Genomic DNA, 23019 nt, shown 5'->3' on the forward strand with positions numbered 1-23019 from the left:
CGAACGGCGACGCCTACTCCTCCGGGTCCGAATCCGTTTTCGCCCCCGGTTCGATGAACGAGCCGGAGGCCGCCGGGACGACGAGGACCGGTCGGTCCGCGCCGCGGATCACGCGTTCGGCGACGCTGCCGAGCACGATCCGACGGATGCCCCCGCGACCGTGGGTGCCGACGACGATCAGGTCGGCGTCGTCGTCGCTCGCGAACCCGCAGATCGCACGGCTCGGCTCTCCGCCGATCACGTCGCCGTCGGCGTCGACGCCGGCGTCGCGGGCGCGGTCGAGCACGCGGTCGACGGCCTCACCCGCCCGCTCGTCGAGCGCCCGTCTGACCGCCGCGATCGTCTCCTCGGTGAGCATCCCGCCGCCGATGTTCGCGACCGTTCCGCCCTCATCGACGACGCTGACGGCGGTCAGGTGCGCGTCGATTCTCCCGGCGAGCGCGACGCCGGTCTGTTCGGCGCCGGCCGCCGCGTCGCTCCCGTCGGTGGCGAGCACGATCTCGGCGTCGGTCCAGCCGGGCCCGTTCCCGTCCGGGCGGTCGTGTTCGTGGACCACCAGCACGGGCACCGTGGCGGTTCGCACGGCTTTCTCCGTGACGCTCCCGAGCAGCGCGCGTCGGGTCCCGCCCCGGCCGTGCGTTCCGAGCACGAGCAGATCCGCGCCGACGTCGTCGACGTACGCCGACAGCTCGCGGTGGGGTGACCCCTCCCGGACGACGGGATCGACGTCGACGCCGGCGTCTCGGGCGCGCTCGGCGACCGCGGCGACGCGCTCGTCCGCGGCCTCGCGGGCCGCCTGAAGGTCGGGCAGTCGCTGGCCGATGGCGAACGGGTTCACCACGGTGCAGGCGTGGAGTCTCGCACCGAGAGCGGCCGAAACCGAGACCGCCGTCTCCACGGCGGCCGCCGCGGGGTCGCTCCCGTCGGTCGCGACGACGACGTCCGCGAACTCGAGATCGTCCATGTCGCGACGTTGAATGGATCGTACGATAAATCCGCCGCCGACTCCCGTCGCGTCCCCGTTCGCCCCGAGGGTGGCTACTCCGTGGTGAACAGCTCGGTGTCCTCGGGGATCGCGAACAGGCCCATGCGGACGCCGCAGTCGAGCCAGCCGTAGCCGTAGGAGTACGACGCCAGCGCGTTCACCGGGTCGCCGCGCTCGCGGAAGTGCCGTCCGTCCTCAAGGTAGGAGACGGCCATCTCCTCGCACTCCAGCGCCATCTCGTGCAGCGGCGTCCCCTCCGGGACGCACACCTCCGCCGCCGCGAGGGCGTCCGCGAGCATCTCCCCGTATCTGGTCGTCTTCTCGTCGAGATCGGCGGGCATGTCAGGAGCGATCCGGCCGGCGGTCCCTGAGGGTGTCGCGGTCGCGGCGACGGCGTGCCCGACCGCGACGGTACATCCGACCACGACAGCATGCTCGACCGCCCCGGGTCCTCGCGGTCATGAATCGTCGTCCCCGGTTCCGTTCTCCGGGTCCTCCTCGGGATCGAGGAAGCCGCGGTACGGGCAGACGTGCTCGTCGCGGATGAGCTGCTCGTCGATGATCTCCAGCCCCAACTCGTCCAACTCCCGGTTGATGCGGTCGAGGTCGTCGTGATCGCGACCGATCGCGTTCACGTACACGTTCCGTTCGCCCGTCATGATCTCGCGGACCGCCGTCACGCCGCGGATCTCTCTGGCCTTCCTCCCCAGCTCGTCGCGCTCCGGGATGCGCGCGGTACAGACGATCTTCGTGTACAGCGGGTAGCCCGCGAGGTCGTAGTCGATGTCGATGTGGTAGCCGCGGACGATCCCGGACTCTTCGAGCTTGTTGAGTCGGGTCCGGACCGTGCTCGCCGAGAGGTCGAGTTTCTCGGCGATGTCGCTCGAGGACGTCCCTCGTGCGTCCTGCTGGAGGTAATAGAGGATGTGTCTGTCGACCGAGTCCAACTCGCCGTCCTTCATCTCTATCGTGGAGTGCTCCCGCCGACGCTTTAGTGTTCCCCGGTCGGCCGTGCGACCTCGGCGCGGGTTTTCTGCAGACGAGTAGGGGACAATCCATACCGATCGTTGACGATCCGTCAATAGAAACGCCTGTTTTATCTGGTTCCGTCATGTAGGGGCGATCGAGCATCCGGGCGGCTCCGTCCCCCGATCCGGGTCGCCCGCACCAAACTCCATCATGAAGGAACTCGAACGAGACCTCGGTCTCCCGTCCGTCCTCGCGATCAGCATCGGCGCGATGATCGGCAGCGGCATCTTCATCCTCCCCGCGCTGGCGCTGGAGATCGCCGGCCCGGCGGTGATCCTCGCGTACGCGCTCGCCGGCCTGCTCGTCGTTCCGGCGGCCCTCTCGAAGTCGGAGATGGCGACCGCGATGCCGGAGGCGGGCGGGACGTACATCTACATCGAACGCGGGATGGGACCGCTGCTCGGCACGATCGCCGGCGTCGGCACGTGGTTCTCGCTGTCGTTCAAGGGCGCGCTCGCGCTCGTGGGCGGCGTTCCGTATCTCCTCCTGCTGTTCGATCTCCCCCTCAAGCCCGTCGCGCTGGGGCTCGCGGCCGTGTTGATCCTCGTGAACGTCGTCGGCGCCAAGCAGACCGGCCGGCTCCAGGTCGCCATCGTCGTCGTGATGCTGGCGGCGCTCGGGTGGTTCGCCGCGGGGAGCGCCCCCAGCGTTCAGTCCGCGAACTACGTCGACTTCTTCGGCTACGGCCTCGACGGCGTCCTCGCGGCGACCGGGCTCGTGTTCGTCTCGTACGCGGGCGTCACCAAGGTCGCCAGCGTCGCCGAGGAGGTGGAGGACCCCGGCCGCAACATCCCGCTTGGGATCCTCGGATCGTTGGCGTTCACGACGGTGCTGTACGTCGTCGTCGTCGCCGTGCTGGTCGGCATCACCGACCCCGGCAGCGTCGCCGGCTCGCTGACGCCCGTCGCCGTCGGCGCGGAACAGACGCTCGGGCAGGCGGGGGTCGTCGCGGTCATCATTGCGGCGGTGCTCGCGCTCGTCTCGACGGCGAACGCGGGAATCCTCTCGTCGTCGCGATACCCCTTCGCGATGAGTCGCGACATGCTCGCGCCGCCGTCGCTGTCGTCCGTCAGCGAGCGGTTCGGCACGCCCGTCACGTCGATCACGCTGACCGGCGCGGTGCTGCTCGCGCTGATCGCGTTCGTCCCGATCCTCGACATCGCCAAGCTCGCGAGCGCGTTCCAGATCATGGTGTTCGCGATGATCAACGTCGCCGTGATCGCCTTCCGGGAGGGGAGCACCGAGTACGAGCCGGTGTTCACCTCGCCGCTGTACCCGTGGGTCCAGGTGTTCGGCACCGTCTCGGGGCTCCTGCTGTTGACGCAGATGGGGACGATCGCGCTCGCGGGCGCCGGAGTCATCACCGTCGGCAGCGTCGTCTGGTACTTCCTGTACGTCCGCTCGCGGGTCGACCGCGAGGGCGCCGCCACCGACGCGATCCGGCGGCAGGTCAGTCGGGACGCGCTCTCGGAGATCGAGTCCGCGCTCGCCGAGCGTCCCGACACCAGGGAGGTGCTGGTCGCGCTCACGAAGGACCTCGACCCGAAGCGCGAGCGCGCGCTGGTCGCGCTGGCGGCGGACCTCGTCCGCGAGGACGACGGCCGCGTCGTCGCCGTCCGGTTCGAGGAGGTTCCCGACCAGGCGCCGCTCACCGAGGACACGACGGTCCAGTCGGACGCCGACCGCTCGTTCGAGACCCGGATACACGCGCTCGCCGACGAGTTGGGCGTGGCCATCGAGGCCGACGAGATCGTCAGCCACGACACGAAACACGCGGTCGTCAACTTCGCGGCCCACCGCGGGGTGGACACGATCGTCGCCGAGCACGAACCCCTCCGGGTCCGGTCACGGCTGTTCGGCGACCCGATCGACTGGGTCGTCAGGCACGCCCCCTGCGACGTGCTGCTCGTCGACAACCTCGGCTACGACGACCCCGGACGGGTCGTGCTCTCGGGCGACGTCGGCCCGTACCCGCCGCTCGCCGTCGACGTTGCTGAGGCGGTCGCAGCCGCGAACGGGGGCGAGCTGTCGCTGTGGCAGCCGACGGGCGGCGACGGCTCGGACAAACAGCGGCGGCTCGTCGAGGACTACCGCTCGGAACTGTCCGAACTGGTGTCCGTTCCCGTCGGGACCGAGTCGGTCCGGGCGGACGGGGGCCGTCCCCCGATGCCCGACCTGCTCGTCCGTCGCGGCGCCGACCACCGGCTCCGAAACGCCCTGCTCGACGAGCGGCCGGAGTTCCCGAACCCGGGCTGTACAACCGTCACCGTCTACCCCCACGAGTCAAGCCGCGTTGGGCTGGCACGTCGGCTGATCGAGCGGGTCGCGTTCTGACGGGCGGGTGCGGTCTGACGGCCGGCTGTGCCGACCGGCACGCTGGCCCCGGGCGTTGTCTTGTCTTACTGCTACAATACTGTTGGTCGCGAGTCGAGCACGACAGCACAACGTACAAACCCCGTTCGACCCTACCGGACGGTAATGACCGACGCCTCCGATATCGTCGAACATCGCCCGTTGATCATCGCCGGGACCGGCTCCGCCGGCCTGACGGCGGCGATCTACGCGGCCCGATCCAACAACGAGCCCCTCGTGTTCGAGGGCGACGAGCCGGGCGGCCAGCTCACGCTCACCTCCGAGGTCGAGAACTTCCCGGGGTTCCCCGAGGGGATCAACGGCGCGGAGTTCATCAACGACGCCAAGGAGCAGGCGAAGCGCTTCGGCGCCGACGTGAAGAACGGCATCGTCGAGCGCGTGGACGACTCACAGCGGCCCTTCCGCGTCGAGCTGTCCAACGGCGACGTGTACACCGCCGACGCCGTCATCGCCGCCTCCGGCGCCTCCGCGCGCACGCTCGGGGTCCCCGGCGAGGACGACCTGATGGGGTTCGGGCTCTCGACGTGCGCGACGTGTGACGGCGCGTTCTTCCGCGGCGAGGACATGCTCGTCGTCGGCGGCGGCGACGCCGCGATGGAGGAGGCGAGCTTCCTGACGAAGTTCGCCGACACCGTGTACATCGCGCACCGTCGCGAGGAGTTCCGCGCCGAGGACTACTGGATCGACCGCGTGATGGACCACGTGGACGACGGGAACATCGAGATCATGCGCAACACCGAGGTGACCGAGCTCCACGGGAGCGCCGAGGCCGGCGTCGAGTCGGTCACGCTCGTGCGCAACCCAGAGGGACACCCGACCGACAGGCTCGACGGCCCCGATACCGAGGAATGGGAGTTCGACGTCGGCGCGGTGTTCTACGCCATCGGCCACACGCCCAACACCGACTACCTCACGGACACGGGCGTCGAACTCGACGACGACGGCTACCTGGAGACGGTCGGCGGCACCGGCGGCGGCCAGACCGAGACGGGGGTCCCCGGGCTGTTCGGCGCCGGCGACGTGGTCGACTACCACTACCAGCAGGCGGTCACCGCCGCCGGCATGGGCTGTAAGGCCGCCATCGACGCCGACGACTACCTCGAGGACCTGAAGCGCGAGGCGGCGGCGCAGCCGGAAGGGGAGCCCGCGGCCGCCGACGACTGATCTCGGCGCAGTCGCCGAGTCCTCGGCGACCTCGGGAGCCGCGACCCACGGACCTTTACGTCCGGTGACCCTTCTGAGAGCCATGGTTGGAACTGAAACCTACACGATCACCGGTCCCGACGGAGACAGCGACGAGGTCGACCTCCCCGAGGGGCTCGTCGACATGCTCGCCGAGCAGGGCGAGAACCCCAGCGAGGTCATCAGCGACGTGGTCCTGCAGGCGTTCGCCCAGCAGGCACACGCCATCGCCCACCACAGCGAGGGCGAGGCGCCCCAGGACGTGCTCGACATCAACGAGAAGGCGGAGGAGCTGTTCGAGGAGCGCTTCGGGCAGAGCCTCTCGGACGCGATGGGCCACTCGCACTAACGCGACCGCCTCGACGGAACGCCGCTTCTACAGCGACGGAACACCGCTTCTCGCGACCTACACCGACGTGACGGACAGCAGCGGCACCATCGCGCCGATCCCGACGAGGACGCCGGCGACGAGCTCGCGCCTGCCGTCGCCCGCGAGCCCCTCGCCCAGCTCCAGCGCCTCCGGGATGAACTCCGTGAGCACGAGATACACCATCGCGCCCGCGGCGAAGCCGAACCCGACCGGGAGGAACCGCTCGGCGAGCGTGACGAGGTGGAACGCGATCACCGCCCCGACCGGCTGCGGGAGGCTGGAGAACACCGCCCACCAGACCATCCTCGGGGGTGACACGTCCATCGAGCGCAGGGGGATCGACACCGCGACGCCCTCGGGGACGTTGTGGATCGAGATGGCGACCGTCATGAACACCGCCAGCAGCGGCACCGCGGTGCCGAACACGAGGACCCCGCCGGGCGTGTCGAACCCCAACTCCGCGAAGGAGACGCCGACGGCGACGCCCTCGGGGAAGCTGTGGACCGTGAGGACGCCGAGGATGAGCAGGAGCTTCTTGAAGTCCGCCTCCTCGTACACCCCGGGGTCGACCTCGGCGCCCTCGATCACCTCGTGGGCGACGACGACCAGCAGGACGCCCGCGAGCGCTCCGACCGCCAACTCCAGCGGGCCGCCATACGCGAGGCCCTCGACGACCAACCCGAACAGCGACGCGCCGAGCATGATCCCCGACGCGAGCCCCCACAACGCGACGTTCCACCGGTCGCCGATCTCCTCCACGAGGAAGAAGGGGATCGCGCCCAGCCCGGTCGCGAGCGCGGTGACGAGCCCCGCGAGGAACACGAACGCGTACGCGCCGGCGTCGACCATGTCCGGAGCTAGCCGGGCCGCGACTATAACTTTCACGTCGCTGACTATTTTGGTCCGACGAAATCGGTGTGTCGACCGACCCCGAACACGTACGCGTGATCGTCGACCGATCACGTCGTACCGTACATATCAGAAACCGACTACGTTCCGGACTACGCCGTCCGCCAGTCGCGGTCGGTTCGATTCAGGCGGACGCAGCCGTCGTCGGTGACGACGACGAGGTCCTCGATCCGGACGCCGAACTCGCCGGACAGGTAGATCCCGGGCTCGACGCTGAACACCATTCCGGGCTCGAGTTCTCGCTCGCCGCCGGCGACGACGTACGGCTCCTCGTGCACGTCGAGGCCGACGCCGTGGCCCGTGCGGTGGACGAACTCCTCGCCGTAGCCCGCGTCCTCGATCACCTCGCGGGCGGCGGCGTCGACCTCGCCGGTCGTGACGCCCGGCTCGACCGCCTCGACGGCTGCGTCCTGCGCCTCGCGGACGACGCGATGGACCTCCCGGAAGCCGTCGGGGGGCGACTCGTCGCCGAACACGAGGGTCCGGGTCTGGTCCGAGGGGTAGCCGTCGACGCGGGTGCCGAAGTCGAGGACGACGGGGTCGCCCGCGCGGACCGTGCGGTCGCCGTGGGTGTGGTGGGGCATCGCCCCGTTCGGCCCGGAGCCGACGATCGTCTCGAAGGAGACGCCCGTGCCGCCGTTGGCGACGAGGCGGTCCTCGACGTGGCGCGCGAGCTCCGCCTCGGTCATCCCGACCACGTCGTCGCCGTCGGTCCGAAGCTCCCGGATCACCGCGTCGGCGGCCTCGCCCGCGCGGCGAAGCGCCGCGACCTCGGCGTCGTCCTTGGTCACGCGCAGGTCCGCGAGCACCTCGCTCGCGAGCCCGAACGTCGCGCCCGGGAGCACCTCACGGAGGTCCTGTGTGAACCGGGCGTGCATGGTGTCGTCGACGAGGACGCGGGGGCCGTCGCCGCCGTCGGCGTCGCCGGCGCTATCGCCGCGGTCGTCGACCCCGCGCCGCAGTCCGAGGTCGTCGGCGACCGCCGAGAGCGCCGCGGTCGGGTCGTCGTCGTCGGCCCACGTCCGCACGTCGTCGACGGGAGTCCCGGTGCGGACCTGCTCGCCGGAGAGTTCGGGCACGAGGAACACCGGGTCGTGGCCGGCGGTCACGAACAGCAGGAAGTGGCGCTCGCTCGGGTGTTCGCTGTGGCCCGTGAGGTACCGGAGGTTCGTGCTCGGGAACAGGACGACGGCGTCGGCGGCGCGCTCACGGGTCGCCTCTCCGTCTCGCGGGTCGCACTCGCTGTCGCGGAGGCGGTCGCGGACGGCGTCGATGCGGCGGGCGTGCGGCGCGTCGGTGTCGTTCATGCGCGACGGTTCCCCCGCCTTCGAGTTGAACGCGTCGGAGCCCGAAACCCGGAGCCCCCGCCGCCCGTCGATACCCGGGATCGCGGTCCTCGTCGTCTCGAACGCGCCCGTCGCTCGGTCGAGCCCGCTACCCGTCGTTGTCGTACGATTGCGCAAGGAATTTCTCGCCCCCGGAACACCCTCGGCCGTGGATCGGAACCGCCGCTGGCTGATCGCGTGGGGGCTCGGGTACGCCGCCGTCGGCGGCGCCTCGGTGCTCGTCCCGCTGTACGCGATCGCGTTGGACGCCAGCCTCGCGTTCGTGGGCCTCATCGCCGCGACCGCGGCGCTCGTCGGCGTTCCCGGCGCGCTCGCGTGGGCCGCGCTGGCCGCCAAGACGCACCGGCGGCGCCCGTTCGTCCTCGTCGCGCTCGGGGCGACCGCGGGCGTGCTCGCGCTCGTGCCGCTGGCGACGACGCCGGCGGCGGTGCTCGCGCTCAACGCGGCGCTGTGGTTCGTCGTCGCCGCCGCGGTGCCCGTCCTGAACCTGATCGTCGTCGAGGGCGCGCCCGTCGAGGAGTGGGACGGCCGCATCGCCTCCCTGAACGCCTGGCAGGGGTACGGCTGGGTGGCCGGCCTCGTCGTCGGGACCGCGTGGACGCTCGCCGTCCCCCGGTTCGGCGTCGCCCCGATCAGGGGCCAGCGACTGCTGTTTCTCGTCCTCGCGGTCGTCGCGACGGCCGCCCTGCTGCTCGCGCGGGTGTGGTATCCGGAGCCGTCGACCGTCTCCGCCGAGCGCTTCCGGCGGGTGTACGACCGGCTTTCGCGCTCGAACTGGGGCGCCGGTCGCTACCTCCGCGCGAGCCTCTACGGCCCGACTCGGGTGTTCTGGGGGCTGCGGACGCTCGGAAACGGGACTCGACCGCGTCGGGAGAGTGCGGGGGTCCCGAACCCCCTCGCCGGCTTCTCCCCGTCGCTGCGGCGGTACGTCCTCGCGGTGGTCGTCTTCTCGCTGGGCTTCGCCGTCTTCTGGGGGCCGGTGCCGGCGTTCCTCGCCGAGCGCGTCGACGACGGGGCGGTGTTCGCCGTCTACCTCGCGGGCAACCTCGGCTCCGCGGTGTGTTACGGCCCGGCGGGACGGCTCGCGGGGAAGTACGCGCCGCGGTCGGTCCAGGCGGCGGCGCTGGCGGGGCGTGCCGGGCTGTTCCCCGGCGTCGCGTTCGTCGCGCTCGTGCTCCCCGCGCTGGCGGGCTTCTCGCTGGTGTTCGGGCTCATCGGCGTGACGTGGGCGGTCATCGCGATCACCTCCGCGAGCATCGTCACCCGGCTCGCAGACGACGGGAACCGGGGGGCGGCCCTGGGCGTTCAGGCCGCGGCCGCCGGCCTCGCCACGGCGGTCGGCTCCGCGCTCGGCGGCGTCGTCGCCGGCGCCGCGGGCTACCTCCCGACGTTCGGCCTCGGCGCGGCGCTGGTGCTGACGGGGCTCGTGCTCGTGATGTTGGCGCGGTGAGCGAACCGGCGCCGGCCGCTCGTGTCGGCGCCGAGTCCAGACGCCTCCTCCACGTCGAGCGGCGCCCCGAGGCCTACCCGTCATCGAGGAACGCCGCCACCTGCTCCCGCGTCGGCAGCGCCGCCATCGCCCCCTGCGCCGTCGTCGCCCGGGCGCCGACGGCGTTGCCGAAGCGGAGCGCCTCCGCGAGGGAGGACCCCCCGTCCAGCGCGTCGATCGCGCCCGCGGTGAAGGCGTCGCCCGCACCGGTCGTGTCGACCACGTCGGCGTCGAAGCCCGGATGCTCGGCGTGGCCGGCGCCCCACGGCGCGTCGGCGGTCGAGCGGGCGTCCGCCCCGGCCGCGCCGCGCGTGATCAGCGCGGTGTGGGGACCGTCGGCGACGACCGCGGACGCGACAGCCTCGGCGGTCCCCTCGTATCCTGCGGGGTCGAGGTCCTCCACGGACGCGACGAGCACGTCCACGTCCGGGAGCACCCGCGCGAGCGTGTCGGCGTAGTCGAACTCCCGCCACAGCGAGGGGCGCGCGTTCGGGTCGAACGAGACGGTGACGCCGTCCGGGACCCGATCCAGCAGGTCGAACACGGCCGAGCGCGAGGGATCGTGGGCGAGCTCGACGCCGCCGACGTGGAGCCAGTCGACCGTCGCGAGCGCGTCGTCGTCGACCCGGCCGGGTTCCAGCCGGGTGCTCGCGGTGCCGTCGAGGTACAGCGAGAACGACCGGTCGCCGTCGGCGTCGAGCGCGACGACCGCGAGGCCCGTCGGCGCGTCCGGGTCGCGCTCGACGTACGCCCCCGGTATCCCCTCCTCGCGCAGCGTCGACGCGAGGAAGTCGCCGAAGCCGTCCCGGCCCAGTCTGGTCCACAGCGCCGGCGCCTCGCCGAGGCGCGCGAGGCCGACGGCGACGTTCGCGGGTGCGCCGCCTGGCCGTCTGGCGTACGTCCCGGCGTCGCCGTGGTCGCCCGACTCGGCCCCCTCGGGGTGGAGGTCGACGATGCACTCGCCGACGACGAGCCGCCTCACTCCCCGCCCTCCTCGCCGCCGTCGGCGTCGCGTCCGGCGTTCGCGCCGTCGACGGCGCCCGAACCGTCCGCTCGGTCAGCCTCGGCCGCCGAAAGCGACTCCTCGATCCGGTCGAGGCTGTGGCCGAGGTAGCCGGCGTCGTGGGTGAACACCTCCGCCGAGAGCGTCCCCGTCCAGTCGTCGGGGAGCGCCCGAAACAGGCGCTCGAAGTCGACGAACCCCGCACCGACCGGGAGGTGCTCGTCGCTCGCGCCGCGCACGTCGTTCAGGTGGAAATGCGAGATCCGGTCGGCGTGGGCGTCGATCAACGCCGCGATGCCGCCGTCGTCGCGGCCGTCGACGCGGGCGTGACCCGTGTCGAGACACATCGACACGTCCGTGCGGTCGAGCAGTTCGTCGATCCGGTTCGTGTCGAACCGCCCCTTCGGGATGTTCTCGGCGACCAGTTCGACGTCGCGGTCGGCGGCGTAGCCGTCGAGGTGGCGGACCGACTCGACGATCGCGTCGCCGACCGTCGCGTCGTCGTGGGCGGGCGCCCACGCGTCCGTCGTCGGGTGTACTGTCGCCTTCGTCGCCCCGAGGGCCGACGCGAGGTCGAGATGCGCCTCCAGCTCGGCGACCGCGCCGGAGCGCACGGCGTCGAACGGGGAGCCGGGGTCGATCGATCCGAACGGGAGGTGGACCGTGCAGTCGACGCCGTGGTCGGACAGCGCCGTTCGGAGTTCGTCGCGGCGGGGGGCGAGTCGGTCGCGCGCGCCGGCGCCGTCGAGCATCACCTCGACGTAGTCGTAGCCGTGGTCGGCCGCGATCGCCACCGCGTCCGGGAGGCCCATGCCGAGCTGCGTGACGAATCCGATGTCGACGTTCATACCGCCCGTACCACCCGTCGGAACTTCGACCCACCGCATCGATCGTCGGTCCACGCATGCTCCTCGACCGATCGCGTGGCCGTCGACCACCGCATCGCTCATGTCGTCGCGGGGCACACCCCGACGCATGGAGGATCTCGGTCCGCTCGCGCCACACGTCGCGGACGCGGCGACGGCCGCCGGGGTCGACGAGTCCGCCGTGCGGAGGACGCTGGCCACGATGCAGGCCGACGTGCGGGCGTATCCGGGCGTCGCCGACCTCGTCTTCGAGTACCGGCGGGCGTTCGAGTACGACCCGCTCGTCCGTCGTGACGGCCGGGCGTACTACCTGCTCGTTCCGCCGCGCGTGTGGCGCGAGTTCGCGGCGACGCTCGAGGCGTCGGCGGCCGTTCTCGCGGCGGCGCGGGCGGTCCACGACCGGGCGTTCACCGCGGGGACGGAGTTACCGCCGGAGGAACGGGGCGACTGGGAGCCGCTGGTGTTCCTCGCGTCGTCGTAGACCGGCCCCTCGTTCGCGTCATGGTCCGCCGTCCGGCTGCTGTGGCGGGACGGCTTGGTCGAACGGCGCCACGTCGTCGTCGTCCCCGCCGTCTGTGCGCTGGGCCCGCGCTCTGGTGACGTCCCACGGGTCCATCTGGTCGACCGACCCCGTCGTCACCGATTCGCCGTCGGCCGCTCGCAGGCGGAGAACGACGACGGTTCCGACGTCGTCGATCGGCTCGTCCGTCGCCTCCTCGCCGTCGACGAAGGTGAGTTCCCCGTTGACGCCGTCCACGATCCACCTGACGAGCCAGAGACCCAGCCCGCTGGCGTGGCGGAGCTGGGTCTCGCGACCCGACTCCACCGCCTCACGGTCCTCCGCGGGTATCCCCGGCCCGTCGTCCGCGATCCGGACCTCGACGGTCCCCGAGTCGTCCGACAGCGTGATCGCCACCCGTGGTCCGTCGTCGTGGTGGTGCCGACCGGCGTTCTCCACGAGGTTCCACACCGCGGTGGCGAACAGCTCGTCGGCGTACGCGACCGCCTCGTCGGCCTCCACGGTCACCGTCATCTCCGGGAACCGGTCGCGGGCGCGGTCGGCCACGTTCCCGACGACGCGCGTCACGTCGATCGGACGGCCGCCGTGTTCCGTCCGGCGAAGCGTCTGGTCGACCCCGCGGACTCGACTCCCCAGCGACGCGAGTCGTTCGGCCGACCGTTGGATGCGCTCGGCGTGCTCGGCGGTGTCGCCGTCCTCGGCCGCGATCACGTCCGCGTAGCCGTGCACGACGTTGAGCTCGTTGCGGAGGTCGTGTCGGAGGACGCGGGTCAGCACTCGCAGCCGCTGCTCGTACCGGTCCCTGCGGGTCTCGTCCCGGAGGTTCAGCAGGTAGCCGCCGATGTGCGGGTCGTCGAAGCGGTTCACCCCGACGCCGTCGAGCACGCGCCAGCCGCCGTCACGGTGCTCCGCGCGGAAGGAGAGGCGAACGCGCTCGCCGGGCCGACCAAGGCTCTCGGCGAACGGCCTCGCGACCGACCGCCGGTCGTCGGGGTGGATGTAGTCCGTGAGCACCTCCCCTTCGAGCGTCTCCGTGTCGTACCCGAGGACGGTCTCGACGGCGGGACTGATGTACTCGAGCACGCCGTCGGCGTCGGCGACGGCGACGATGTCCTCGGAGTGCTCGACGTACGCTCGATACCGTCTCCGGATCCCCCGTCGCTCGGTCACGTCACGGAACACGAGCAGCCGGAGCCCCTCCCGTCCGAGCGACTCGCAGGTCGCCTCGAAGTACGTCGGATCCGGAACCGGCTCCCCGTACCCCCCGTCGCCCGCGATGTCGGGGTCCGTGTCGTCGAGGACGACCTCGGCCCCGTCGTCGCCGTCGTCGTCGAGCAGCCCGGACTCGACGACGGCGCCCGGCAGCACGCTCGCGGCGTCGTCGCCGACCCAGTCGTCGCCGAGGGCGAACGTCTCCCGCGCGGCCGGGTTCGCCTCGAGCACCCGGTCGTCCTCGTCGACGACGACGATCGCGTCGTCGAGCCCGGCGAACACCGTCTCGTGGGCGACGGCTGCGACGTCGAACAGGTCGTACCGGGTCATCGCGATCAACAGCGCGAGGCTCACCGCCCCGAAGCTCAGCGGCGTGAGGTCGACGGGCGGCAGCCACGACGGCCCCAGGGCGAACAGCGAGAGGGTGGTGACCGGGACCGCGGTTCCGACGCACAACACGGCCGCCTGAGCCCGATACGTCCCCGACGAGCGCAGGGCCGCCAGACCCAGGACCGAGACGAACACCGCCCCGGCGAGCACGCTGTAGACGACGTGTGCGACGAGGGCCGGCCCGGGCTCGCCGACGAGCACGACCGCCCCCAAGGCGCTCCGTGGCTCGATCCCGGCGAGGAACACGCCGTTCGGGTTCACGACGACCAGCGCGCCGATGACCGCGGGCTCGGCGGTGAGTGCGGCTGTCCTCGGCGTAGTCAGCCACTCGCCGTGGCCGGCGTACGTGAACGCGAACAACAGGGAGGTGCTCACGATCGGCAGCGAGACGAGCCACTTCACCCGGAGCAACGTCCCGGCCGTGGCCGTCGTTCCGGCCGCCCACTGGAGACCCAGCGCGGCCGACCAGGCGGCGACGAGAAACAGCGTCGCCGCGATCGCGGCGCCGGCGTGGTCCGTTCGCTCGCGAGTTCGCACGTACGCGAGCACACCCGCGCCGGTTGCCAACAGCGCGGAGCCGGCAGCGGCGGCGAGGAAGACGTCTGACACGTGGACCATTGACGACAGGTGTCTCCGGGTGGTCCGGGTCGGTAGATAAAGGCGCCCCCGGAATTATCAGAACGGATTATCCGAGGGTCGGCACGGTGGCGCCGCCCGGCCGCGATCGGGACCGCCGGCTACAGCCCGAGCTGGCGTCCGATGATGAGGTGCTGGATCTCGCTGGTCCCCTCGCCGATCTCCATCAGCTTCGCGTCGCGGTAGAACCGCTGGGGCGGGAAGTCGGTGGTGTAACCGTAGCCGCCGTGGACCTGCACGGCGTCCTCGGCGACCTCCCGGGCGGCCTCGCTGGCGTCGAGCTTCGCGAGCGCCGACGCGCGCGTCACGTCCTCGCCGTCGTCGTACCTCGTCGCGGCCTTGTGGGTGAGCAGCCGCGCGCGCTCGGTCTTGCGGTGCATGTCGACGACCATGTCGCGGACGGCGTCGAACGACGAGATCGGCTCGCCGAACTGCTCGCGCTCGCCGGAGTACTCCTTGGCGGCCTCGTAGGCGCCCTGCGCGAGCCCCGTCGACAGCGCGGCGATGGAGATGCGTCCGCCCTCCAGCGTCTTCATCGTCTGGGTCCACCCCTCGCCCTCCTCGCCGAGCAGTCGGTCCTCGGGGATCCGCACGTCGTCCAGTTGGATCTCGCAGGTCGGCGAGGAGTTGAGCCCCATCTTGTCCCAGACGGTCGTCACCTCGAAGCCGTCGTCGTTCTCGGGATCGACGATGAACGTCGAGATACCGTCGTAGCCCGCGTCGGGGTCGGTGACGGCCTTCACGAGCACGCTGTTGGCGACGTTGGCGTTCGTGATGAACTGCTTCGTGCCGTTCAGCACCCACTCGTCGCCGTCCCGTTCCGCCGTCGTGTCCATGTCCGAGGCGTCGGAGCCCGAGCCGGGCTCGGTGAGCGCCCACGCGCCCATCCCCTCGCCCCCCGCGAGCGGCCGGAGCCACTCCTCCTTCTGCTCGTCGGTGCCGAACAGCTCGATCGGCTTCGACCCCAGCGAGACGTGTGCCGCGTACGAGAGCCCGATACCGCCGGAGACGCGGCCCAGCTCCTCGGTGACGAGCGCGTACATCAGCTGGTCGCCGCCGAGGCCGCCGTACTCCTCGGAGACGGGGACGCCCATCATGTCGAGCTCCCCGAGCTGTTCGAAGACCTCCTCGGGGAACCGGTGCTCCTCCTCGATCTCCTGGGCGATGGGGGCGATCTCCTCCTCGCAGAACTCCCGGACTTGGTCCCGGATCATCCGGTGTTCCGCGGGTAGATCGAAGTTCATGATCGAACCACGGGCGCCCCCCGAAATACCTGTTTCGATGGCTTTCGGTCGGCGCAATATCCGCGGGCCGAGCGCCGCAACGATTTATCCCCGCTCGCGGACTACGAACCACCGCATGGACCTCCAGCGCCTCCTCCGTGGAACCGTCGAGTGGGGACGCCTGGAGACGGTCGCGCGCGAACTCGCCGTCCGCTACGGCGACGGGACGGCGCGCGTCGAGTTCCTCGAGGCCGACAACTGGCTGTCGACCCCGTTCATCCTCCACGCCGGCGGGGAGCCGTACTTCGTGAAGGTGGTGAGCCGCCAGAACTCCGTCGTCCACGCGCTGTTCACCGCCGGGCGCAACCTCGGCGCGTTCTCCTCGGGCACGGAGGGGTTCTTCGAGCACTTCGGCACGCCCGCGGAGATGGCCCGTCACGAGCTGGAGGCGACCGAGCGGATGCGCGCCATCGGCGTCAACGCGCCCGAGCCGGTCGAGGCGCTGGAGGTCGACGGGCTGGGCGTGCTCGTCGTCGAGTACCTCCCGGCCTTTCGGCCGCTCGATGAACTCGACGTCGACGCCGAACGCGAACTGGCCCCGGAGCTGTTTCGATCGCTCAGGCGACTCCACGACAACGGGCTCGCCCACGGCGACCTCCGCGCGGAGAACGTGCTCATCCTCGACGGCGACCTCTACTTCATCGACGCGACGAGCGTCCGGGAGCCGGGCGAGCTGGACGCACGGGAGTACGACCTCGCGTGCGGGCTGGCGGCGCTGGAGCCGCTCATCGGCGCCTCAGACGCGGTCGCGGCGGCGCTGTCGGCGTACCCCCGAGCGGAGGTGCTGGCCGCTCGCGAGTACCTCGACTTCGTCGCCATCCGCCCGGACCACGACTTCGACGGGCCGGGGCTCAAAGGCGAGATCGAGAAGCGCGCGACGGCGGAAGGGGAGCGGAGCGAGTCGTGACTTCGGGTGACCCGCGGGACGGGCGCGAGACCGTCGCCCGTTACGGCGGCTCTCGGATCACTCCTCCGTGATCTCGATGGCGACCGGACCGTCGCCACCGTCGGCGGCGCCCCGCTCGTCGTCGGCGTCTGCGACGAACTCCTCGAGGGAGGAGACGTTCCACGTGTTCGCCTTGAGGAACGTGTCGAACACCGGCCCGACGACCGGGATCGATCCGAGCACCGCGTCGGCGGTCACGTTCGCGAGCATCCGGACGACCGTCGTCAGCGGGACGCCGAGGTACGCCGCCTCGGCGACGATGTACAGCGAGACGCCGACGGCGACCGCGTCGCCGGCGCCGGGGACCACACCGAGCACCGGGTCGAGACCGATCCACGTGTTCGTCCCGGGGATCCGGACCGCCTCGTCCATGAGCCGGGCGACGGTCTTCACGCGTCGCAGCGCCGGCTCGTCGACCGATTCGGGCAGGTCCATCGTGAGCGACTCGGCGTCTGTCATGGTCGTGCGGAGGCGACCACGAGGAAAGGCTCTTGCGGCGGTGGCTGGCCGGCGGGAATCCGCGGCGCCGACGACGCCGAGGGGAGTCCCTCCCGCGAATCCGGTTCCGGGGGCACGATCACACTCGGCGGGCGACGAACTTCCCGCATCTATATGACGCCGGTGACGCAAGTTTTGCCCATGAGTCGAGACGACGGCGTCTATCAGCACTACATCGACGGCGAGTGGACCGACGGCACGGGCGAGGAGACGTTCACCAGCCGGAACCCCGCCAACGGCGAGGAGCTCGGCGAGTTCCGTCGCGGCACCGAGGCCGACGTCGACCGCGCGGTCGCCGCCGCCGACGAGGCATTCGAGGAGTGGAAGGAGCTCTCCCACATCGACCGCGCGGAGTACCTCTGGGACATCTACCACGAGCTCAAGGAACGCCACGACGAGCTTGGCGAGATCGTCACCAAGGAGTGTGGGAAGGAGATCTCCGAGGGGAAGGCGGACGTAACCGAGGCGTGGCACATGGTCGAGTGGGCCGCCGGCGACGCTCGCCACCCTAAGGGCGACGTGGTTCCCTCCGAGATCCCCAGCAAGGACGCGTACATGCGCCGCAAGCCCCGGGGCGTCGTGGGCTGCATCACGCCGTGGAACTTCCCGGTCGCCATCCCGTTCTGGCACATGGCCGTCGCGCTCGTCGAGGGCAACACGGTGGTGTTCAAGCCCGCCGAACAGACGCCGTGGTGCGCGCAGATCCTCGCGGAGATGTTCGAGGACTCGGGCGTTCCCGACGGCGTGTTCAACATGGTCCAGGGCTTCGGCGACGCGGGCAACGCCGTCGTCGAGGACGACCGCGTCGACACGGTGCTGTTCACGGGCAGCGCGGAGGTCGGCCACAAGATCGCCAGCAAGGTCGGGGGCGAACCCGGCAAGCTCGCGGCCTGCGAGATGGGTGGGAAGAACAACATCGTGATCACCGAGAAGGCGGATCTGGACGTGGCCGTCCACTCGGCGGTCATGTCCAGCTTCAAGACCACCGGCCAGCGCTGCGTGTCGAGCGAGCGGCTGGTCGTCCACGAGGACGTGTACGACGAGTTCAAGGAGCGCTTCGTCGAGAACGCGAAGAACGTCGCAGTGGGAGACCCGCTGGACGAGGACACGTTCATGGGCCCGCTCATCGAGGAAGAGCACAAGCAGAAGGTCTCGGAGTACAACCAACTCGCGAAGGACGAGGGCGTGAACGTGCTCGTCGACCGCGAGGAGCTCGACGACGAGGAGATCCCCGACGGCCACGAGGAGGGCCACTGGGTCGGGCCGTTCGTGTACGAGGCCGACGCCAAAGAAGACCTGCGGTGTACCCACGAGGAGGTGTTCGGCCCGCACGTGGCGCTGTTGAAATATTCGGGCGACATCGAGGATGCGGTGGAGATCCACAACGACACGGACTACGGGCTCGCCGGGGCGATCATCTCGGAGGACTACCGCCAGATCAACTACTTCCGCGACAACGCGGACGTGGGCCTCGCGTACGGCAACCTCCCGTGCATCGGCGCGGAGGTCCAGCTGCCGTTCGGGGGCGTGAAGAAGTCGGGCAACGGCTACCCGTCGGCGCGTGAGGTCATCGAGGCGGTGACCGAGCGTACCGCGTGGACGCTCAACAACTCCAAGGAGATCGAGATGGCACAGGGCCTCTCCGCCGACATCAAGACCAAGGACGACTGAGGACCCTCCCGACCGGCTGTCGACCCCCGACGGCCCCAGTCGTCGCCACTGCGATCGTATCCGGCGTGACCGTCGAACAGGCGAGCCCCGCGGCCGCCGTTCCGGTCCTGCTGCAGCTGCTGGGCGTCGTGAGAACCGCTCCCGTCGGCGCGGCGACGACTGGTGCGGTGAGGCGACGGGCGCGACGCGGGTGGTGCATGGTGCGTCGCGTGCGTCCGTGCCGGACTGTGGGTGATGTACGGTGCGTCGCGCCTCTCGCCGCCGTCGGACCGCACCTCTGCGCGGTGCCGGGACCGCGGGGCCGGAGCGGGAGTGGGAGCGGGAGTTGCTCCGGCCGGCCCGCGCGGATGGGCAAACGTGCCGTCGCGCGGGCGGTCCCGGTTCGCTGGGGACGGCTGTCCCCGGGCCGCGAAGCCGAACGAACCGACCGAAACGGCCGGTACGCCCGAACACGCTGGGGAGTGCGTTCGGGCGGGGTTCGGTTCCGCGGTAGTTCGAACGGCGCGCGTCCAGTACTTGAACGCACCGTCGAGATTATCGGATGCGATTCTCGGGCGACCGGTGCGGTTTAGCCGGCGCGCCCGGACGGTGTGTCTGTGTTCGAGTCGACGTTCTCCGAGACGACGCGGCGCGATTGGACGGACGACGGCGGCGCGGGCGGCGACGCCGACGCGACGACCCGGATCGCGACGGTCGGCTGCGGCAACTACGCGCGCTCGGTCTCGATCCCGGCGATGGAGCGCGGCGAGTACGCGGCGCCGACGGTCGTCGTCAGCGGCGACCCGGAGAAGCGCGCCCGCCTCGCCGACGAGTTCGACGTGACCGCGATCGGCTACGACGAGTACGACGCCGGCGTCGCGAGCGACGAGTACGACGCCGTCTACGTCGCCACCCCGAACCGGCTCCACCTGCCCCACGTCGAGACGGCCGCCGGCCATGGGAAGCACGTCATCTGCGAGAAGCCGCTCGAGGCGACCGTCGAGCGCGCCGAGCGGCTCGTCGCCGCCTGCGACGACGCGGGCGTCCGGCTGATGACCGCCTACCGGATGCAGACCGACCCCGTGATGCGGCGCCTGCGGGAGTTCGTCGCCGCCGGCGGCATCGGCGACCTCCAGCGGGCGTCCGGCGACTTCACGTTCCCGGTGCTGGGCGGCGACGCCGGCCCGGACCAGTGGCGCCTCGACGGCCGCCTCGCGGGCGGCGGCGCGCTGTACGACGTGGGCGTGTACCCGCTCAACACCGCGCGGTTCCTCGCCGGGGACGACCCGGTCGCGGTCTCGGCGACGACCCGGTCGCCGGACCCCGCGTTCGACGGGGTCGATCAACACGTCGACTTCCGGGTCGAGTTCGGCGCCGCCAGCGGTGCCGGCGACGGCGACGCGGACGACATCGACGGGGCGGGCCCGGTCGACGGCGGCGGCTGGGTCGGGAACTTCTCGGCGTCGTTCTCGGGCCACCCGAACACGTCGCTGGAGCTGCTCGGGAGCGACGGGCGGATCGCGGTCCGGTCGGCGTTCCAGCCCGGGGCGGACCGCGAGGTGACCGTGGAGACGAGCGAGGGGACCGTGGAACTCGCGGACGCCGGCGCAGACGAGACGGTGGAGGAGTTCGACTACTTCGCGCACGCGGTGGCGACCGGCGGGGACATCGAGCCCGACGGGAGCGACGGGCTCGTGGACATGCGGGCGCTCGCGGCGGCGCAGGAATCGGCGCGGACGGGGGGACGGGTCGAACTATAGCACGGCAATCCCGCTGGGCGGGGTGATACGTCGCGGCGAACGAAGGTGGGGGTGGGGAGGCGGTGGTGCGCGCGTCCGTCGCGGTGGACCCCTGACCGCGGGTCGGGCGCGCGCAGTCGCGTCGGTGCGGCGGCGCGGATCTTGGGTGTGCCAGCTTACGACGAGAAAAGCGTCGGTTCGCCGGCATCGGTTTCTATCCCACTCACCGGGATAAATGCTCCGGCACCGGGCGGCGAGGATCGGATCGACGGAAACGGTTATGTCCGCGCACGGAAAGCGTTCGATATGGCTCGCCTCAGGGCCGAGGCGCTGGTCGGCGGCGCCGAGGGCCTGCTGTCACAGCCGCGCCGTATCGTCGACCACCGCCGGCTCGGGGCGCCGGGCGACTCGATCGACGCCGATGCCGACGCCGACATCCACGGCGGGGGGAAACTTCTCCGGGTCGAGGAGGTTCCACTGGCGCACGTCGACGTGGAGCCGGACGTCCGCGAGCGCCTCTGTCAGTTCCTCGACGACGAGTACACCGTGTTCGTTCACCACGTCGAGTAGCCGGGCTCCACGGTTCGACCGCCCTCGATCCCCGTCGCTCTCCGAGTCAGTAGTCGCGCCTGTCGCGAAGCGCCGGGAACTCCTCGCGCACGCGTTCGACGCGATCGGGCTCGATATCGGCCGAGACGAGCGCCGGCTCGTCGCCTGCCGACGCCAGCGTCGTCCCCCACGGGTCGTACACGGTCGACCGGCCGAGCAACTCGGCGTCCTCGAAGCTCCCCGAGCCGTTCACGGTCGCGACGTACGCGAGGTTCTCGATGGCCCGCGCACGCGAGAGCGTCCGCCAGTGTTCGACCCGCGGATACGGCCACGCGCTGGGGACGAGCACGAGGTCGACGCCGGTCTCGCCGTCGCCGCCGTCCGCGAGCGCCCGGAACTGTTCGGGGAACCGAAGGTCGTAACACGTCGTCACGCCGATGCGAACGCCCGACAGGTCGACGACCGGCAGCGCCTCGCCGGGCGTGAGCAGTCGCGTCTCCGCGGACTCGTAGCCGAACAGGTGGTGTTTCCGGTACACCGCGCGCCGGTCGCCGTCCGAGTCGAACAGGACGGCGGTGTTCGCGAGGCCGCCGTCCGCGGGCACGTCCTCGCCGGCGGCGGCGCTCTCGGCGAGGTCCTCGACGATCGAGCCGGCGAGCAGGGCGACGTCGTGGTCGGTGGCGGCCTCGGCGAGCCGGGTCAGGGTCGGTCCCGAGAGGGGCTCGGCGCCGCGTTCGTACGCCTCGAACGCGAAGTAGCCGACGTTCCACAGCTCCGGAAGCGCGACCAGGTCCGCGCCGCGGTCGGCGGCGTCGGCGATCGCCGCCAGCGCTCGGTCGAGGTTGCCGTCGCGGTCGGCCGCGCGGACCTCGATCTGTGCGAGCGCGAGCCTCATGCGAGCCCCAGATCGCGCTCCAGGGCGCGTTCCAGGTTGTCCAGCTCGTCGCCGAACTTCCGCTCGAAGAACGACTCGACCCCGGGGAGGCGGCCGTCGACGACGAACTCGTTGACGAGGCGGGCGCGACCGTCCTCGGTCTCGGAGACCGTGTGCTCGCCCGTCACGCGGAACGCCCGGGACTTCCCGACGAACTTGACGTACTCGGGCGGGTCCTTGCGCACCTCCTCCGTCTCGACGGCGATGCTCGATCGGATCACCGGGATCGGCAGGCGGACGTGCCACGTCGCGGTCCCCTCCTCGTCGACCTCGTACTCGTCGACGACGCTGATCGCCCCGGCACGCTTGGCCGGATCGGAGATGAACGCCCAGACGTCCTCCGGGTCGGCCTCGAAGACGAACTCCCGGCGTACACGCACGGTCATCGAACCGACGTACGTGCGGGGGGCGAAAAAACGGGGTGGTTCGCCCGAGCCCCCGGTCGACCGGGGCGGGTCGCGTCGACGGTCACGACGATCCGCTCCCTGTTCGTCCGGGCTGGATCGATCGGCCGTCGCGGCGACCGACGTACGCGGACGGTGTGTCGGCGGACATCGGGCGGCGGCTACGGAACCTCGACGCGCCAGGTGGTCGAGCGGGCGCGGCCCCACTTCTCGATGTCGACCTCCTCGGACTTCTCCGCGAGCGTCGGGAGGCGGGTGCCGACCTGCTTGGCGGAGAGGCCGATGGCCTCCGCGATGTTCTTCGCTCGGAAGTACTCCTCCCCCCGGGAGACGCTGTCGCGCAGGTACGCGAGGATGCGCTTCTCCTCGTCGGTGTACTCCGTCATTTGTGCTGTCTCAGTGTTGGGTGCGAGCGTTCTTAACGCTTCCCTCACACTCACCCGACGGCCTCGACCGACGACGTGACGCCCCGTGTCAGATGTCGAACGCCTGCAGCGCGACGACCGCCAGTATCGCCGCGGTCAGCGCCAGCGCGAACCCCCAGGCCATCACGATCTGGGAGGCGCCCGCGAGCATGAACCCCGCGCCCACCACGGCGAACGCGCCGAACACGAGCGAGACGCCGATCGCCTTGTCGCTTTCGAGAGTCTCGGTTTCCATACGCGTCGCTCCGACGCGGCGTACCTAACGCTTGCGGATGCGGGGC

General features: G+C 71.1%; 23 protein-coding genes. 9 read left to right on the forward strand and 14 right to left on the reverse strand.

Annotation, left to right across the window (positions count from 1 at the left end; translation table 11 throughout):
- Positions 1-13: 13 nt before the first annotated feature.
- From GRX01_RS11925 to GRX01_RS11935, 3 genes are all read right to left on the reverse strand, one after another.
- Positions 14-964: a universal stress protein gene (locus GRX01_RS11925; RefSeq protein ID WP_159667581.1), complete on the reverse strand. Its 951-nt coding sequence runs from the start codon at positions 962-964 to the stop codon at positions 14-16.
- A 74-nt stretch (positions 965-1038) separates the two neighbouring features.
- Positions 1039-1326 (reverse strand): DUF357 domain-containing protein, encoded by a 288-nt coding sequence (locus tag GRX01_RS11930; protein WP_159668007.1) that lies wholly within the window; start codon positions 1324-1326, stop codon positions 1039-1041.
- 117 nt (positions 1327-1443) lie between these two features.
- Positions 1444-1947, reverse strand: a complete 504-nt coding sequence (locus GRX01_RS11935; RefSeq protein ID WP_159667584.1) for an Lrp/AsnC family transcriptional regulator — start codon at positions 1945-1947, stop codon at positions 1444-1446.
- A gap of 217 nt (positions 1948-2164) precedes the next feature.
- Here GRX01_RS11935 and GRX01_RS11940 point away from each other — a divergent pair, with 217 nt between their 5' ends.
- From GRX01_RS11940 to GRX01_RS11950, 3 genes are all read left to right on the forward strand, one after another.
- Positions 2165-4348, forward strand: a complete 2184-nt coding sequence (locus tag GRX01_RS11940; protein ID WP_159667587.1) for a universal stress protein — start codon at positions 2165-2167, stop codon at positions 4346-4348.
- Positions 4349-4408: 60 nt separating this feature from the next.
- Positions 4409-5551, forward strand: coding sequence for an NAD(P)/FAD-dependent oxidoreductase (locus GRX01_RS11945; RefSeq protein ID WP_394351383.1), 1143 nt, complete (start codon positions 4409-4411; stop codon positions 5549-5551).
- A gap of 82 nt (positions 5552-5633) precedes the next feature.
- Positions 5634-5918, forward strand: a complete 285-nt coding sequence (locus GRX01_RS11950) for a DUF7545 family protein (RefSeq protein WP_073307536.1) — start codon at positions 5634-5636, stop codon at positions 5916-5918.
- A 57-nt stretch (positions 5919-5975) separates the two neighbouring features.
- Here the strand turns inward: GRX01_RS11950 and GRX01_RS11955 are convergent, their stop codons facing one another.
- On the reverse strand, positions 5976-6788 hold the full coding sequence (locus tag GRX01_RS11955) for a ZIP family metal transporter (RefSeq protein WP_159667593.1): 813 nt from the start codon (positions 6786-6788) through the stop codon (positions 5976-5978).
- A gap of 152 nt (positions 6789-6940) precedes the next feature.
- Positions 6941-8155 carry a M24 family metallopeptidase gene (locus GRX01_RS11960; protein WP_159667596.1) on the reverse strand — a complete coding sequence of 405 codons (1215 nt, stop codon included), beginning with the start codon at positions 8153-8155 and terminating at the stop codon, positions 6941-6943.
- A 187-nt stretch (positions 8156-8342) separates the two neighbouring features.
- Here GRX01_RS11960 and GRX01_RS11965 point away from each other — a divergent pair, with 187 nt between their 5' ends.
- Positions 8343-9644 (forward strand): MFS transporter, encoded by a 1302-nt coding sequence (locus GRX01_RS11965; protein WP_321168065.1) that lies wholly within the window; start codon positions 8343-8345, stop codon positions 9642-9644.
- 73 nt (positions 9645-9717) lie between these two features.
- On the opposite strand, the gene GRX01_RS11970 is transcribed toward GRX01_RS11965, so the two are convergent.
- Complete coding sequence (locus tag GRX01_RS11970; RefSeq protein ID WP_321168066.1) at positions 9718-10665, reverse strand: carbohydrate kinase family protein; 948 nt, start codon at positions 10663-10665, stop codon at positions 9718-9720.
- On the reverse strand, positions 10662-11534 hold the full coding sequence (locus GRX01_RS11975) for a sugar phosphate isomerase/epimerase family protein (protein WP_159667602.1): 873 nt from the start codon (positions 11532-11534) through the stop codon (positions 10662-10664). Before GRX01_RS11975 ends, GRX01_RS11970 begins: the two co-directional genes overlap by 4 nt.
- 127 nt (positions 11535-11661) lie before the next feature.
- Here GRX01_RS11975 and GRX01_RS11980 point away from each other — a divergent pair, with 127 nt between their 5' ends.
- A complete protein-coding gene (locus tag GRX01_RS11980; RefSeq protein ID WP_159667606.1) occupies positions 11662-12033 on the forward strand; it encodes a hypothetical protein in 372 nt (123 codons plus the stop codon).
- 18 nt (positions 12034-12051) lie between these two features.
- Here the strand turns inward: GRX01_RS11980 and GRX01_RS11985 are convergent, their stop codons facing one another.
- Together GRX01_RS11985 and GRX01_RS11990 are read right to left on the reverse strand one after the other, a co-directional pair.
- The gene (locus tag GRX01_RS11985) at positions 12052-14292 is read right to left on the reverse strand and encodes a sensor histidine kinase (RefSeq protein ID WP_159667609.1); all 2241 of its coding nucleotides are present in this window, start codon (positions 14290-14292) and stop codon (positions 12052-12054) included.
- Between the two features lie 119 nt (positions 14293-14411).
- Positions 14412-15554, reverse strand: a complete 1143-nt coding sequence (locus GRX01_RS11990; protein WP_159667612.1) for an acyl-CoA dehydrogenase family protein — start codon at positions 15552-15554, stop codon at positions 14412-14414.
- Positions 15555-15669: 115 nt separating this feature from the next.
- Here GRX01_RS11990 and GRX01_RS11995 point away from each other — a divergent pair, with 115 nt between their 5' ends.
- Positions 15670-16500 carry an RIO1 family regulatory kinase/ATPase domain-containing protein gene (locus GRX01_RS11995; protein ID WP_159667614.1) on the forward strand — a complete coding sequence of 277 codons (831 nt, stop codon included), beginning with the start codon at positions 15670-15672 and terminating at the stop codon, positions 16498-16500.
- Positions 16501-16557: 57 nt separating this feature from the next.
- Here the strand turns inward: GRX01_RS11995 and GRX01_RS12000 are convergent, their stop codons facing one another.
- Positions 16558-16998 carry a DUF4112 domain-containing protein gene (locus tag GRX01_RS12000; protein WP_159667617.1) on the reverse strand — a complete coding sequence of 147 codons (441 nt, stop codon included), beginning with the start codon at positions 16996-16998 and terminating at the stop codon, positions 16558-16560.
- A 180-nt stretch (positions 16999-17178) separates the two neighbouring features.
- Between GRX01_RS12000 and GRX01_RS12005 the strand changes: the two genes are divergently transcribed.
- From GRX01_RS12005 to GRX01_RS12015, 3 genes are all read left to right on the forward strand, one after another.
- Entirely contained in the window at positions 17179-18708 is a 1530-nt protein-coding gene (locus tag GRX01_RS12005; protein WP_159667620.1) for an aldehyde dehydrogenase family protein, read from the forward strand.
- Positions 18709-19304: 596 nt separating this feature from the next.
- Positions 19305-20447, forward strand: a complete 1143-nt coding sequence (locus GRX01_RS19505) for a Gfo/Idh/MocA family oxidoreductase (RefSeq protein WP_201289591.1) — start codon at positions 19305-19307, stop codon at positions 20445-20447.
- 285 nt (positions 20448-20732) lie between these two features.
- Positions 20733-20996, forward strand: coding sequence for a hypothetical protein (locus GRX01_RS12015; protein ID WP_159667624.1), 264 nt, complete (start codon positions 20733-20735; stop codon positions 20994-20996).
- A 46-nt stretch (positions 20997-21042) separates the two neighbouring features.
- On the opposite strand, the gene GRX01_RS12020 is transcribed toward GRX01_RS12015, so the two are convergent.
- The 4 genes from GRX01_RS12020 to GRX01_RS12035 form a co-directional block, all read right to left on the reverse strand.
- Complete coding sequence (locus GRX01_RS12020; RefSeq protein ID WP_159667627.1) at positions 21043-21870, reverse strand: carbon-nitrogen family hydrolase; 828 nt, start codon at positions 21868-21870, stop codon at positions 21043-21045.
- On the reverse strand, positions 21867-22295 hold the full coding sequence (locus tag GRX01_RS12025; protein WP_159667630.1) for a CoxG family protein: 429 nt from the start codon (positions 22293-22295) through the stop codon (positions 21867-21869). Before GRX01_RS12025 ends, GRX01_RS12020 begins: the two co-directional genes overlap by 4 nt.
- Before the next feature lie 179 nt (positions 22296-22474).
- Positions 22475-22699: a DUF7123 family protein gene (locus GRX01_RS12030; protein WP_159667633.1), complete on the reverse strand. Its 225-nt coding sequence runs from the start codon at positions 22697-22699 to the stop codon at positions 22475-22477.
- An 88-nt stretch (positions 22700-22787) separates the two neighbouring features.
- Positions 22788-22973 carry a DUF7525 family protein gene (locus GRX01_RS12035; protein WP_159667636.1) on the reverse strand — a complete coding sequence of 62 codons (186 nt, stop codon included), beginning with the start codon at positions 22971-22973 and terminating at the stop codon, positions 22788-22790.
- Positions 22974-23019: the final 46 nt, after the last annotated feature.

This window comes from Halobaculum saliterrae (assembly GCF_009831625.1).
GTDB lineage: Archaea > Halobacteriota > Halobacteria > Halobacteriales > Haloferacaceae > Halobaculum > Halobaculum saliterrae.

Excerpts from the sequence above, each read along its gene's own strand:
- GRX01_RS12025 (WP_159667630.1), bottom strand. The coding sequence starts at position 22,295 with ATGACCGTGCGTGTACGCCGGGAGTTCGTCTTCGAGGCCGACCCGGAG.
- GRX01_RS12030 (WP_159667633.1), bottom strand. The coding sequence starts at position 22,699 with ATGACGGAGTACACCGACGAGGAGAAGCGCATCCTCGCGTACCTGCGC.
- GRX01_RS11955 (WP_159667593.1), bottom strand. The coding sequence starts at position 6,788 with ATGGTCGACGCCGGCGCGTACGCGTTCGTGTTCCTCGCGGGGCTCGTC.
- GRX01_RS12005 (WP_159667620.1), top strand. The coding sequence starts at position 17,179 with ATGAGTCGAGACGACGGCGTCTATCAGCACTACATCGACGGCGAGTGG.
- GRX01_RS11930 (WP_159668007.1), bottom strand. The coding sequence starts at position 1,326 with ATGCCCGCCGATCTCGACGAGAAGACGACCAGATACGGGGAGATGCTC.
- GRX01_RS11990 (WP_159667612.1), bottom strand. The coding sequence starts at position 15,554 with ATGAACTTCGATCTACCCGCGGAACACCGGATGATCCGGGACCAAGTC.
- GRX01_RS12020 (WP_159667627.1), bottom strand. The coding sequence starts at position 21,870 with ATGAGGCTCGCGCTCGCACAGATCGAGGTCCGCGCGGCCGACCGCGAC.
- GRX01_RS11950 (WP_073307536.1), top strand. The coding sequence starts at position 5,634 with ATGGTTGGAACTGAAACCTACACGATCACCGGTCCCGACGGAGACAGC.
- GRX01_RS11985 (WP_159667609.1), bottom strand. The coding sequence starts at position 14,292 with ATGGTCCACGTGTCAGACGTCTTCCTCGCCGCCGCTGCCGGCTCCGCG.
- GRX01_RS12015 (WP_159667624.1), top strand. The coding sequence starts at position 20,733 with ATGGCTCGCCTCAGGGCCGAGGCGCTGGTCGGCGGCGCCGAGGGCCTG.
- GRX01_RS11975 (WP_159667602.1), bottom strand. The coding sequence starts at position 11,534 with ATGAACGTCGACATCGGATTCGTCACGCAGCTCGGCATGGGCCTCCCG.
- GRX01_RS11935 (WP_159667584.1), bottom strand. The coding sequence starts at position 1,947 with ATGAAGGACGGCGAGTTGGACTCGGTCGACAGACACATCCTCTATTAC.
- GRX01_RS12000 (WP_159667617.1), bottom strand. The coding sequence starts at position 16,998 with ATGACAGACGCCGAGTCGCTCACGATGGACCTGCCCGAATCGGTCGAC.
- GRX01_RS12035 (WP_159667636.1), bottom strand. The coding sequence starts at position 22,973 with ATGGAAACCGAGACTCTCGAAAGCGACAAGGCGATCGGCGTCTCGCTC.
- GRX01_RS11980 (WP_159667606.1), top strand. The coding sequence starts at position 11,662 with ATGGAGGATCTCGGTCCGCTCGCGCCACACGTCGCGGACGCGGCGACG.
- GRX01_RS11925 (WP_159667581.1), bottom strand. The coding sequence starts at position 964 with ATGGACGATCTCGAGTTCGCGGACGTCGTCGTCGCGACCGACGGGAGC.
- GRX01_RS11995 (WP_159667614.1), top strand. The coding sequence starts at position 15,670 with ATGGACCTCCAGCGCCTCCTCCGTGGAACCGTCGAGTGGGGACGCCTG.
- GRX01_RS11940 (WP_159667587.1), top strand. The coding sequence starts at position 2,165 with ATGAAGGAACTCGAACGAGACCTCGGTCTCCCGTCCGTCCTCGCGATC.
- GRX01_RS11960 (WP_159667596.1), bottom strand. The coding sequence starts at position 8,155 with ATGAACGACACCGACGCGCCGCACGCCCGCCGCATCGACGCCGTCCGC.